9 protein-coding genes and 1 rRNA gene are annotated in these 12,658 nt (G+C 53.5%); 8 read left to right on the top strand and 2 right to left on the bottom strand.

Features of this window, described 5'->3' with window-relative positions; all coding sequences use genetic code 11:
* Positions 1–9 precede the first annotated feature (9 nt).
* Positions 10–591: a DNA endonuclease SmrA gene (gene smrA, locus F6Y09_RS11220; RefSeq protein ID WP_152207033.1), complete on the bottom strand. Its 582-nt coding sequence runs from the start codon at positions 589–591 to the stop codon at positions 10–12.
* Between the two features lie 143 nt (positions 592–734).
* On the opposite strand from smrA, the gene F6Y09_RS11215 reads away from it, so the two are divergent.
* The 8 genes from F6Y09_RS11215 to F6Y09_RS11180 all read left to right on the top strand — a co-directional run bounded on the left by F6Y09_RS11215 (position 735) and on the right by F6Y09_RS11180 (position 12,291).
* Positions 735–2,648, top strand: a complete 1,914-nt coding sequence (locus F6Y09_RS11215) for a putative nucleotidyltransferase substrate binding domain-containing protein (protein ID WP_152207032.1) — start codon at positions 735–737, stop codon at positions 2,646–2,648.
* A 15-nt stretch (positions 2,649–2,663) separates the two neighbouring features.
* Entirely contained in the window at positions 2,664–3,371 is a 708-nt protein-coding gene (locus F6Y09_RS11210; protein ID WP_152207031.1) for a 3'-5' exonuclease, read from the top strand.
* Positions 3,372–3,593: 222 nt separating this feature from the next.
* A complete protein-coding gene (locus F6Y09_RS11205) occupies positions 3,594–3,857 on the top strand; it encodes a DUF4212 domain-containing protein (protein WP_152207030.1) in 264 nt (87 codons plus the stop codon).
* A gap of 5 nt (positions 3,858–3,862) precedes the next feature.
* Positions 3,863–5,629 (top strand): sodium:solute symporter family protein, encoded by a 1,767-nt coding sequence (locus tag F6Y09_RS11200; protein WP_152207029.1) that lies wholly within the window; start codon positions 3,863–3,865, stop codon positions 5,627–5,629.
* A 94-nt stretch (positions 5,630–5,723) separates the two neighbouring features.
* Positions 5,724–6,227 carry a hypothetical protein gene (locus F6Y09_RS11195; RefSeq protein ID WP_152207028.1) on the top strand — a complete coding sequence of 168 codons (504 nt, stop codon included), beginning with the start codon at positions 5,724–5,726 and terminating at the stop codon, positions 6,225–6,227.
* Between the two features lie 193 nt (positions 6,228–6,420).
* Positions 6,421–9,939: a hybrid sensor histidine kinase/response regulator gene (locus F6Y09_RS11190; RefSeq protein ID WP_152207027.1), complete on the top strand. Its 3,519-nt coding sequence runs from the start codon at positions 6,421–6,423 to the stop codon at positions 9,937–9,939.
* On the top strand, positions 9,936–11,579 hold the full coding sequence (locus F6Y09_RS11185; protein ID WP_152207026.1) for a response regulator: 1,644 nt from the start codon (positions 9,936–9,938) through the stop codon (positions 11,577–11,579). The genes F6Y09_RS11190 and F6Y09_RS11185 overlap by 4 nt, the downstream gene beginning before the upstream one ends.
* Positions 11,572–12,291: a sensor histidine kinase gene (locus F6Y09_RS11180; protein ID WP_152207025.1), complete on the top strand. Its 720-nt coding sequence runs from the start codon at positions 11,572–11,574 to the stop codon at positions 12,289–12,291. Before F6Y09_RS11185 ends, F6Y09_RS11180 begins: the two co-directional genes overlap by 8 nt.
* Before the next feature lie 252 nt (positions 12,292–12,543).
* Here the strand turns inward: F6Y09_RS11180 and rrf are convergent.
* Positions 12,544–12,658: ribosomal RNA gene (rrf, locus tag F6Y09_RS11175) — 5S ribosomal RNA — on the bottom strand.

Below are 12,658 nucleotides of genomic sequence, written 5' to 3'. Positions count from 1 at the left end.
TGCTACAGATCAACTGCTGTCATGAGCTTCGCGGTTAAGCTGCTTTTGATGGTCACTTTTACGGATCATCACATAAACTGCACCGGTGCCGCCGTGATGTTTCTGGGCGGAATGAAAAGCAAGCACGTCGTCCAGTTCCGGTAACCACTTGGCCAGGTAACTTTTGAGCTGGGCGATTTTGTCGGGATTTCGTTCCCCTTTGCCATGCAGCACCAGCACGGACCTTACTCCGTAACGAACACAGTCCTGAACAAAGCCAAAAACTTCCCGGCGGGCTTCATCAACGGTCATCCGGTGCAGGTCAAGCCGGGCTTCAATGGGGTACTGACCTTGCCGGAGCTTTCGGAACACTCCGTGCTGAATACCAGGCCGCTGCCAGCTCAGGATATCGTGGGCCGTAAGCGGCTCTACCGCATCAGCGGTCAACGGGTTGGTATCACGCCTCGGCTGATCCAGCGCCGCACGCTGGCGTTCGAGATGACCGGGCGTAAGCTCCCGCGGGGTTTTGATATCCGCGCGGTTGGGCCGCCGGATGCGACGGACGTCCTGCATCTCCTGCAAAAAATCAAGGCGTTCATCTTTAGTGGTCATAGCGGTATCTGATAGAACGTAAGAGCTGAAACCTTACCATTGGTTCTTCGGCCTATAAAGAAAACCGATTCCCAGGCCAAAAATGCTCATTTGTATTTCATGTCTGGACTACACTGCATGCAAAGTCCTGATTTGGCGGCACCATGGAAAACAATGACAAAAGTATACGCCCGCAGAACACACGGGCCATCATGGCATTTCTTCGCGAGCACGCGCCGTTCACCAGTATGGACGACAATCACCTCGCCCACTTCGCCGAACATGCGACACTGAAATATTATGCCGATGAAGACGTGGTGCTTTCGCCGGAGGACGGCACTGTCAAAACCTTCAACGTCGTCAAGCAAGGGCGTATCCGGGGTGAACGGATCAAGACTTCGGACGGCCAGACCGAGACCACATTCGAGATCAGTCAGGGGGAGTGTTTCCCATTGGCAGCTCTGATCGGGGAGCGTCCCACCCGGACACTGCACCGTGCTTCCGGCGATACCTTTTGTCTGAGCCTTGACCATGCGGGGTTCGTCACCCTCTTCTCTGAAAGTGAACCTTTCCGCGACTTCTGCCTGCGAGGGGTCAGTAGCCTCCTGGACCAGGTTAATCGGCATATCCAATCCAGCGCAATGGCATCCATTAGTCCAACTACATCGCTGGATACCCCGCTGGACCGCTTTGCTATTCGCAATCCTATCGTGTGCTCGCCTGATCTACCGGTGCGAAAGGTCGTCGCCCGGATGCATGAGAATAACGTTGGCAGCATGATCATCACCGATGATAACCGCCATCCCATCGGCATATTCACGCTCCGGGATCTTCGCACCATGGTAGCGGAGGAACAGGCAACCCTGGATGATCCGATAAGCAGGGTTATGACTCCTGCCCCTCGCTCCCTGCCCTCCACGGACCACGCCTTTGACGCCGCGTTACTGATGGCAGAGCACCACTTTGCCCATTTATGTGTGGTGGACACAGAAAATCGCCTGATCGGCGTTGTCTCCGAGCGCGATCTGTTTTCACTCCAGCGTGTGGGTCTTGTTAACCTGGCCCGCACTATCGGCACAGCCAATCATTTACGTACGCTGGTGAGCCTGCGCAGTGAAGTTTCGCGACTGGTAGACACCATGCTCGCCCACGGGGCTGATTCCGGCCAGATCGTCAAAATTATAACCACATTGAATGACGTAACGGTTCGACGGGTACTTGAACTGAATATCAAGAAGAATGACCCGGGCATTCCGTTTACCTGGCTGACCTTTGGCAGTGAAGGCCGACAGGAGCAAACCCTGCTGACCGACCAGGACAACGGCATACTGTTTGAAACGCCTGACGGGATGACCGAGGACCAGGTCCGGGAGAAGCTACTGCCGTTTGCCGACAAGGTTAACCACGAACTGGCCGAATGCGGCTTTACTCTCTGCAAAGGCAACATTATGGCCAGCAACCCCAAGCTGTGTCTGAGCAGCAGTGAATGGGACGAGTGGTTTATCCGATTCATCGATGCTTCCACTCCTCAAAACCTGATGTATTCCTGTATTTTCCTCGATATGCGGGCGGTATACGGCCCTGACAAACCGTTGGACATCCTGTTGAAAAAAATAGTGAGCCGGATTCAGAAAAATGGCCTGTTCCAGAAAATGCTGGCCGGGAACGCCGTCACCCGACGTCCACCACTCACCATGTTCAGAACGTTCCGCTACGCGCCCGATGGCGAGAAGAACACTCTGGACCTGAAGCGACAGGGTCTGGCGCCTTTTGTGGAAGCGGTAAGGGTGTTTGCGCTTGCCAATGGCATCGAAGAGCCCAATACGCTCGAACGAATGGATCGGCTGGTTGAAAAGGGTGCCTTTGATCGACAGGACGCGGGCGCCTGGAAGGAGGCATACAGTCTGATCCAGCTGATTCGCATGCGAACCCATCAGGAGCAGCTGGCCAAACAGCAACCTTTGTCGAACTATATCAATCCGGATGATCTGAACCCACTGGACCGGCGCATTCTGCGGGAGTCCTTCCGCCAGGCCCAGCGTCTGCAACAGAAACTCGAGACAGCCTATGTGCTGTGATAACCGGACCTCGCCATGCTCGACCAACTTAAAGACTGGATAAACCGGCGCCTGACCGGCCCCGCAGAACACCATGACCTGAAACACCTGCCAACTCCCAAGGTGGCTGGTGGGCAGCATCTCTCTGACTGTCGACTTATCGTTCTGGATCTCGAAACAACCGGCCTAAACTCGGCGAAGGACCAGGTTATAGCCATCGGTGCCGTGGCCATAGATGGACTTTCAATTCCGTTGCACGACCAGTTCGACCTGATCCTCAGGCGGCCAGAGCTTGACATCAGTGAAACGGTTCTGATCCACGGTATAACCCCGGAAGCACTGGTGCAGGGGCATGAAACGGAGGATGCCCTGCTATACCTGCTGGAATGGATGAATGGCGACCCGGTGTTGGCGTTTCATTCTGCTTTTGATCAGAAATTCCTGGAAAAATCCCTCAAACACACCCTGGGCTATACCCAGCAACATACCTGGATCGATGTAGCCGATCTCATGCCGGCGCTGTTCCCGGAAGCCGAGATGGACCGTGGCCGACTGGATAACTGGATCGACCATTTCAGGCTTGACATCAGTGCCCGCCATCATGCGGCGGCGGATGCCTTGGCAACAGCCGAGCTGACGTTAATGGCGCTCAGCCGGGCACTGAAAGCTGATATTACGACCGTGATGCAACTGACTGAAAAGCTACGGTTCTATCGGCGCCTGAAAGACATGAACCGCCACTAATGAATACCTTGTAGCCATAACCTCCAACTCCGTCACATAAATTTGCTCGATTTCACAGTAACCCCTGAAAAATTAGACCTTTTGCCAATATCTATAAAGTTGTTGCGCGGTAAAGTCTTGAAGGTAACAAGTCGGAGGAGAACATGAAAAAAATACTTTCTTCCACCAACAACATCCCTCTGAAATGTCATAAGTGCAAAATAACAACACTGGAGAGCTGTTATGTCGGAACACGCTGACAACGCTGTGAAGTACTGGAAGGCGAATCTTCGCCTAATTTTGGGTTGTATGATCGTTTGGGCATTCGTGTCATACGGTTGCGCTATTCTCTTCCGTCCTCTGCTGGCAGGTATCCAGTTTGGCGGTACAGACCTCGGATTCTGGTTCGCCCAACAGGGTTCCATCCTGACGTTCATCGTTCTGATCTTCTTCTACGCCTGGAGAATGAACAATCTCGATAAACAATTCGGCCTGGAAGAGGAGTAAGCACCATGAGTCAATTTGCCATCAACCTGATGTTTGTGGGCGGGTCATTCCTCATCTACATTATGATTGCGATCTGGGCGAAAGCCGGAAGCACCAAAGACTTCTACGTAGCCGGCGGCGGTGTTCACCCCATAACTAACGGTATGGCTATCGGTGCAGACTGGATGTCAGCTGCATCGTTTATCTCCATGGCCGGTTTGATTGCAGCAGGCGGCTATGCCAACTCCAGCTTCCTGATGGGCTGGACAGGTGGTTACGTACTGCTCGCTATGCTGCTGGCTCCCTACCTGCGTAAGTTCGGCAAGTACACCGTACCCGAGTTTATCGGTGACCGGTTCTACAGCCGGAATGCACGCTTTGTTGCGGTTGCCTGCCTGATTGTGGCCTCTGTTACTTATGTAATCGGCCAGATGGCCGGTGCCGGTGTAGCCTTCTCACGGTTCCTGGAAGTAGATTCAACAACCGGTCTGATGATCGCAGCAGTAGTAGTTTTCATCTATGCAGTTCTCGGCGGCATGAAAGGTATTACCTACACCCAGGTGGCCCAGTACTGTGTACTGATTGTTGCCTACACCATTCCTGCGGTCTTCATCTCGTTCCAGCTGACCGGCAATGCGCTTCCTCCTTTGGGGCTGTTCTCCACTCACATCGACTCTGGCGTGCCACTGCTCGAAAAACTGGATGAGGTTATTACTGCCCTGGGCTTTCGCGACTATACCGCTGATGTAGACAACAAGCTGAACATGGTTCTGTTCACCCTGTCCCTGATGATCGGTACCGCGGGTCTGCCACACGTTATTATCCGCTTTTTCACGGTACCAAAGGTTGCTGATGCTCGCTGGTCAGCGGGTTGGGCATTGATCTTCATCGCCCTTCTGTACCTGACAGCTCCTGCGGTTGCATCCATGGCTCGCCTGAACCTGATGACCACCATCTACCCTGACGGTGTTGAAAATCAGGCTATCGAGTACGAACAACGTCCACAGTGGGTGCGGGAGTGGGAAGTCACTGGCCTGATTCAGTTCGAAGACAAGAACAACGATGGTCGCATCCAGCACTACAACGACACACCAGCATTTGCTGATGAGGCCGCTGCGCGTGGATGGGAAGGTAACGAGTTTGTCTATAACAACGATATTCTCGTTCTGGCCAATCCGGAGATTGCAAACCTGCCAGGCTGGGTTATCGGCCTGATTGCAGCGGGCGGTCTTGCAGCGGCATTGTCAACGGCAGCAGGCTTGTTGCTGGCAATATCGTCGGCTGTCAGTCACGACCTGATCAAAGGTGCCTTCAAGCCGGATATTTCGGACAAGGGGGAGCTACTGGCAGCACGTATATCGATGGCGGTAGCCATAGTGGTGGCCACTTATCTCGGCGCAAATCCTCCCGGGTTCGCCGCGCAGGTGGTTGCCCTGGCCTTCGGTATCGCGGCCGCATCGCTGTTCCCGGCGTTGATGATGGGGATATTCTCCAAGCGGGTTAATAACAAGGGCGCCATCGCAGGTATGCTGGCCGGCCTGATTTCAACCCTGGTCTATATCTTTGTCTTCCTGGGCTGGTTCTTTATTCCTGGCACCAACAACCTTGCCAACACGCCGGATAACTGGCTGCTGGGCATTTCGCCGCTGTCCTTTGGCGCAATAGGTGCGGTGGTCAACTTCGCAGTTGCCTTCGTTGTTTCTAATGCAACAGAAGCGCCACCGGTTGAGATTCAGGAACTGGTTGAAAGCGTTCGTTACCCACGTGGCGCTGGCCAGGCAACTGATCACTAAGCAATAATAAAGCCTTGCGCAGATAATCATCTGCAAAGGGTTGATCCAAAGCGGGCTTCCTCATTGAGGAGGCCCGTTTTTTTAAGGAAACATTATGTTTTGGGATTTGGTTGCAACGGTTTTTGCCGGGCTGGGAGCTGCGGGTATAGCCTACGGTATTCGCGGTCTGACAATGAAGAAGGCCCCCAAGTGGATTATTCCCGTTTTTGCCGGTCTTGGCATGATGGGCTATCAAGTCTATATCGAGTACACCTGGTTTGAGCACATGCAGACCCGCCTGCCTGCTGATACCGAAGTGGTCAGCACCGTGGAGGACCAGGTATTCTGGCGCCCCTGGAGCTATGCCGCGCCACAGATTACCCGCTTCACAGTGCTGGACAAAGCCAGCATTTCACGAGATGTGGTTGGCGATGACGTAGTGCAGTTTGTTCTGTATCGATTCAAAAGCAGCTATGGAGATCGGGTGGCCGAAAAGGCCTATCTGCTGAATTGCCGATCAAGAGAACTGGTTCCACTCAGTAAGGCCGGCGAGCCAGAGATTCCGGGCATGAAGCTTTTACCTTCGGGCAATAAACTTCTTGTTGCGGCCTGTCGCTAATCAGCCGTTATCTTAATGTTGCTGGACACCATCCGGAGTCCAGCAATCTTCATACAAGACTCACAATTCCCTACGTTGCCCCTGTATTGTTTCCGCTACACTGTTGGCATCATTGAACGGATGTAACTCTGATTCCTACATTGAATAATAATACCGGTGACATTTCTCACCCGCGTTGCGAGAAAGCCTGTTTATGCTGAGCGTCTGGCTGCTTGTTCTGATTTCTATTGCTTACATTTCCCTGCTTTTCGCTATTGCATGGGCTGGCGACAGGCACCCTACCCTTTATCGCAAGCGGTTTGCGCGCACCCAGGTATACGCGCTCTCGCTGGCCGTATATTTCACGTCATGGACCTTCTACGGGGCTGTCGGCCGTGCTACCCAGGAAGGACTTGGTTTCCTGCCCATCTACCTGGGGCCATTGCTGATCTTCGTCTTCGGTGCGCCACTGCTTCGCCGTATTATTTTTATCAGTAAACGTAGTAACAGCACATCCATAGCGGATTTCATCGCCTCCCGCTATGGCAAATCCCAATCCCTGGCGGCCATGATTGCGTTTATTGCACTGGTCGGTAGCGTGCCGTATATCGCCCTGCAATTGAAAGCCATAGCTATGGGTTTCAGCATACTGTCTGACTCGGGAATCGCCACTGGCGAACTCAGTCAGGCCGCATGGGGTGACTCAGCCTGGTACATAACCATCGTGTTAGCGGTATTTACGGTTCTGTTCGGTACCCGCCACCTGGAATCTACTGAGCATCACCGTGGCATGATCCAGGCCGTAGCTTTCGAGTCTGTCATCAAACTGGTGGCTTTCGTTGCAGTCGGGCTTTTCGTCGGTTTCGGGCTGTACAATGGTTTTGGTGACCTGTTCTCCAAGATTGATGCCGCCGGCTTGATGGGCGTGTTGACGACAGACACTATTGAAGCCCCGGCTTTTATCACACAGACGCTGGTGGCCATGCTTGCCATCATTTGTCTGCCCCGTCAGTTTCACGTGATGGTGGTGGAGAATACGGATCACCGGGATTTTGAAACCGCCCGCTGGGCCATGCCCGCCTATCTCATCATCGCCAGCGCCTTTGTGATTCCCATTGCCGGTGCAGGTCTGATGACACCGGGAGCAGATTTGACCAATCCCGACACTCTCATTCTCAGCCTTCCTATCCTGGCTGGCGAGCACTGGCTGGCAATACTGGCCTTTCTAGGCGGGGGTTCAGCTGCGGCTGCAATGGTCATTGTATGCTCGGTGGCGATCGCCACCATGGTGAGTAACGAAATCGTGATGCCTGCGCTACTCAAGTTTTTCCGTCCACGGATGAACAGACGTGATGATTTGAGCTTCCTGTTGTTGACCATACGCCGTGTGGCCATTTTTGGCGTTCTCTTGACCGCCTATGGCTTTTACCGGCTGGCTGGCGCTAATTACAGCCTGACGGCGTTCGGCCTGCTCTCATTTGCTGCTGTTGCCCAGTTCGGTCCAGCGCTGATTGGCGGCATCGTCTGGCGACGAGGCAATCATACGGGCGCCGTCTGGGGCCTGGCTTTCGGTTTTGCACTCTGGTGCTACACCTTGTTGATTCCGGCCATGACATCGACAGGGTGGCTGTCAGACACGCTTCTCGACGAGGGCCTCTGGGGACTCGGCTGGACACGACCAACGGCCCTGTTAGGACTTGAAGTAGACCGGGTCAGCCATGGCATTATCTGGAGTCTCGGGGTAAATACCCTGCTGTACGTATCCCTGTCACTGCTTACCAGGCAGCGGGTACGTGAAAAAATTCAGATCGCCTCTTTCTTCCAGGACCCTCAACCCCGGTCTGAAACACCCCAGCAGCAAGCGTGGGAAGGCGAAGTACTGACCTCTGACCTGCAAGCTCTTGCGGACCGCTTCATGGGTGATGAACGTGCAGATGCTCTCTTCCGCAATTACGAGCGGCGCAATGCCATCAGGCTTTCGCCCCAACGGCCAGCCTCGACTCATCTGATGAAGTATATCGAACGGCAACTCGCATCGGTGATCGGTGCTTCCACCGCTCGAGTGGTACTTGAATCGACCCTCACCGGTCGGGACATGCAGATCGAAGACGTCGTCAGCATCGTGGATGAAGCCTCCCAGGCTATGACCTTCAGCCGGGAATTGCTGCAATCTGCCATAGAAAATATCAGTCTCGGTGTTTCGGTAGTCAATCATCAGCAACAACTCGTGGTCTGGAATCAGCGTTACCTGGAGCTTTTTTCCTATCCACGCGGGTTTGTAAGGGCGGGGCGAGCTGTTGAAGACCTGATGCGCTACAACCTGATGGCAGCTAACCTTCCCGCGAGGAAAATCGACGACATTGTTGCCGATCGCTGCCGCGCCATGCGCAAGGGCGACCCCATGTCCTATGAACGCTATCGCCCCGATGGCACGGTTCTGAAAATCGAGGGCAGCCCGATTCCCGGTGGTGGCTACGTAACCACCTTCCAGGACATTACCGCCATGCGCCGCACCGAGCAGGCGCTGAAGGAAACCAACATCTATCTTGAGCAACGGGTTAAGGAGCGCACCCAGGAGCTCCAGGTAATTAACGAACAGATGCTGAAAGCCAAATCCGTGGCGGAACAGGCAAATCACAGCAAAACGCGCTTTCTGGCTTCGGCGAGCCATGATCTTCTGCAGCCTCTCAATGCTGCCCGGCTATTTACCTCGGCTCTATCCGGGAAGGCGCAGTCCGGTGAAGTCCGGGAACTCGTGGAGCACATCGACAGCTCACTGGGTGCCGCAGAGGAGATCATCAGTACGCTGCTCGACATTTCCAAACTGGACGCAGGGGCACTTGAGCCCCAAATCAGCTGCTTTCCGGTGACAGACATGCTCAGCCACCTGTCTACCGAATTTTCAGCAATCGCTGCAGATCAGAAGCTTGTCCTGGACCTGGTACCCAGCAGCGCCTGGGTCAGATCGGATGCCAAACTGCTACGACGCGTGGTACAGAATTTTCTTTCCAATGCCATACGCTACACCCCTAATGGCAGAATCCTGCTGGGTTGCCGGAGGCTTAACGGATACTTGAGAATCGAAGTATGGGATACCGGGCCGGGCATTCCGGAAGATCAGCTGGAGCGTATCTTCGAAGAGTTCCGCAGACTTCAGCACGGCCGTGACAAGAAAGGACTAGGCCTCGGTCTTGCTATCGTCGATCGTATCAGTGGCATGCTTAATCATCCGGTAAACGTCCGTTCTGTTCAGGGTCTGGGCAGTGTTTTCGGCATCACTGTGCCTTTAACACCGGCAATAGTTTCTGAAGAGTCAAGCACCAAACCCGCACGTAGCACTCGCGGTTTATCCACTCTTAGCGGCTTGCACGTGTTATGCATCGATAACGATGCCAACATTCTCGACGGGATGAAGGCGTTGCTTGGAAACTGGCATTGCCGGGTAACTGTAGCGGAGAGCCTCGAGCACGCTGACGAGCAACTGAACGGTACACCGCCCGATATCATACTTGCCGACTACCAGCTTGACGAAGGCAAGAACGGACTCGATGCCATGGATGCTCTGCGCTCCAATTTCGGCACCAGACTGCCCGGAATACTGATTACCGGCTACATGGGAACGGAAGTTCGTGACGATGCCGTGGCACGAGGTTATCAGATACTTTATAAACCCGTGAAACCTGCGGCGCTCAGGGCGCTTGTCAATAAACTGCTTAAGCCTAAACGTTCATGATCAGCCCATTCGAAGAAAAAGCCTCTCAGGGCTTCCACAAGCTGCGCTATCTGATCATCGATGACTTTGAAAATTTCAGAGTCTCCATGCGTCAGATTCTCCGTAGTTTTGGTGCCGATAAAGTCGGAATGGCCTCCAACGGGAACGCGGCTATCCAACTGTGTACCTATGAACATTTTGATGTGGTCTTGTGCGACTATAATCTCGGTACCGGAAAAAATGGCCAACATATCCTCGAGGAGCTTCGACACCGCAAGCTTCTGAAGCGGTCCTCGCTGTTCCTGATGGTGACCGCAGAAACGTCGAAAGAGATGGTCATGGGCGCCCGGGAATATCAGCCCGATGCTTATCTGGCCAAGCCGGTAAATCGTGCAATGCTGGAAAACCGGCTCGGAAGTCTGATTGTACAGCGGCAAGCTTTGCTGCCGATTAACAGAGAAATCGACCTGGATAACTTGCCTGAGGCAATCTCGCTCTGTGTCAAAGCGATCCCCGTACAACCACGTTACAAATCCTGGCTGATGAAGACTTTGGCTGATCTTTACATCAGGGTGGGCGACTACGCCCATGCAAGAAAAATATATGACAACGTGCTGGCGCAGCGGGATATTTCATGGGCCCAGCTAGGAAAGTGCAAAGTGTTGTTAGCCGAACAAGCCTATGAGGACGCCATAAAAGAGCTTCAGCACCTTGTCGCTAAACATTCGGATTTCATGGAAGCGTATGACGTACTTGCGGATACTCTGGCTCGAGGTGGCAAACCTGGTGAAGCGCAACGAATCCTGGAGAAAGCGACTGAGCTATCACCGAACGCAATGTTGAGACAAAAAAGCCTCGCAGAATTGGCGACATCTAACCAGGATATCGATACCGCAACCTCGGCTTGGCGTCGCACCGTAAGACTTGGAGATCACTCTATCCATGACAACCCAGACAATTATCTGTCTCTTGGACGCACACTTTCTGAACTGAGCGAAGGTGATGTCACAGACATCGGAAGAAGTCAGGCCGATGAAGCGATCTCTACTCTGACGAAAATGGAAAAGCGCTTTTCGGGCGCCGCTGACATAGAAGTCCTGAGTTTGCTTATCAAGGCCAGAGTATACCAGGGTCAAAACCGTTACAAAGACGCCTGTGAGTGCCTTGCTCAAGCGGAACCTGCTATTGACTATGACACCATGAACGCAGAGGTGGGTTTGGAGCTGGCTAGAACGCTCTTTCATCTGAACCACCCGGAACAGGCAGAAGAGGTCTTGAAAACGCTGGCTCAGCGATTCGAATCAGACCCTGTCACAATGCAAAAAATTGAGAACCTGCTCGATGAACCCGTTGGCTTTAAACAAAAACTTCGGGCCCGCTCCCTCACTCGCCAGGGAATAGAAGCTTTTGAGGCCGGATCGCTGGGTGAAGCAGTCGAGGCGTTCAAACAGGCACTGGTGATTGTTCCTTTTCATGCTTCCCTGAACCTGAACCTTGTTCAGGTTCTTATGAAGCAGTTATCAGAAGGTGGAGCACGCCAGGAAATAATCGAGGAATGCCAGCGATGCCTTTCGGCACTGGCGAACCTCCCTGAGCAACACCGACAGTATCGTCGTTATCTCGCATTGTGGACAAAACTGGAGGGTATGCGTCATGCCTGAGGATCGAAAATCCATCGAGGTCAAAGGGGCAAACCAGGAGCCCCGGATCGACTTTTCATTAGTGATTGCCTCAGCTGTGCATGATATGAAGAACTCACTGGGCATGCTGCTTCATTCGATCGATGAGTTGCGACAGGAGTATGCTGAAACCCTGTCAGTCTCAGCTCGTTTTAATACCCTGGAATATGAAACCGAACGTGTTCACAGCGACCTGGTGCAACTGCTGGGCATCTATCGCCTGGGGGAGGAAACGCTGTCCGCCCACACCGAAGAGCACTTTGTTCCAGACTTTCTGAGCGAGCAACTGGCCCGCCATCAAGCGCTACTGAATGGCCATAGCATTCAGTACAGTATTGAATCCGACGACATCACGGGCTTTTTCGATGAGGATCTTTTGACAGGGGTGCTTAATAACACCATAAATAACGCCATTCGCTACACTCGCGGGAAGCTATTGTTCACTGCACGTCAACGGAACAGCTATCTTGTAATCGGTGTAGAAGATGACGGTGAAGGCTATCCGACACACATGCAAGAAGCAGGCGGCCCCATTCCCGGAACCCTTGATTTTGATAGTGGCAGCACGAGCCTCGGGCTATATTTTGCATCGTCTATTGCTCGCTTGCACCGTGACGGTGACCGTTTCGGTTTCATAAAGCTTCACAATCAAGGCCGGTTCGGCGGAGGAGTTTTTGAAATCTGGCTGCCTTGAATTTTCTTTTCCCACTAAAAAACCCCCGCCAGTCTCCTGGCGGGGGTTCGGGTATTAAGAGCCTGACGATGACCTACATTGCTCAGGCCTTACGGCCTTCTCCCTTCGGGACCGTCGTCACTGCGTTCCGACGTCCTGCGGCGGGCGTTGCCCGCCTTGTCACATGGGGGCCTTGGTAGTGCACAGCAGATTATCGTAGCCGAAACAACAAAACCCCGGCAGCTTACGCTGTCGGGGTTGTCTTATTTAAGAGCCTGACGATGACCTACTCTCACATGGGCAGAAGCCACACTACCATCGGCGCTGATCTGTTTCACTGCTGAGTTCGGGATGGGATCAGGTGGTTCCAGACCGCTATGGTCGTCAG

It is taken from the genome of Marinobacter changyiensis, from assembly GCF_009193265.1.
Lineage (GTDB): Bacteria > Pseudomonadota > Gammaproteobacteria > Pseudomonadales > Oleiphilaceae > Marinobacter > Marinobacter changyiensis.
The sequence above is the reverse complement of the archived record's forward strand: the minus strand, read 5'-3'. Positions and strand labels throughout refer to the sequence as shown.

Bases quoted from the DNA above. Each gene is read 5' to 3' on its own strand.
- smrA (WP_152207033.1), bottom strand. From the start codon at position 591: ATGACCACTAAAGATGAACGCCTTGATTTTTTGCAGGAGATGCAGGAC.
- F6Y09_RS11215 (WP_152207032.1), top strand. From the start codon at position 735: ATGGAAAACAATGACAAAAGTATACGCCCGCAGAACACACGGGCCATC.
- F6Y09_RS11210 (WP_152207031.1), top strand. From the start codon at position 2,664: ATGCTCGACCAACTTAAAGACTGGATAAACCGGCGCCTGACCGGCCCC.
- F6Y09_RS11205 (WP_152207030.1), top strand. From the start codon at position 3,594: ATGTCGGAACACGCTGACAACGCTGTGAAGTACTGGAAGGCGAATCTT.
- F6Y09_RS11200 (WP_152207029.1), top strand. From the start codon at position 3,863: ATGAGTCAATTTGCCATCAACCTGATGTTTGTGGGCGGGTCATTCCTC.
- F6Y09_RS11195 (WP_152207028.1), top strand. From the start codon at position 5,724: ATGTTTTGGGATTTGGTTGCAACGGTTTTTGCCGGGCTGGGAGCTGCG.
- F6Y09_RS11190 (WP_152207027.1), top strand. From the start codon at position 6,421: ATGCTGAGCGTCTGGCTGCTTGTTCTGATTTCTATTGCTTACATTTCC.
- F6Y09_RS11185 (WP_152207026.1), top strand. From the start codon at position 9,936: ATGATCAGCCCATTCGAAGAAAAAGCCTCTCAGGGCTTCCACAAGCTG.
- F6Y09_RS11180 (WP_152207025.1), top strand. From the start codon at position 11,572: ATGCCTGAGGATCGAAAATCCATCGAGGTCAAAGGGGCAAACCAGGAG.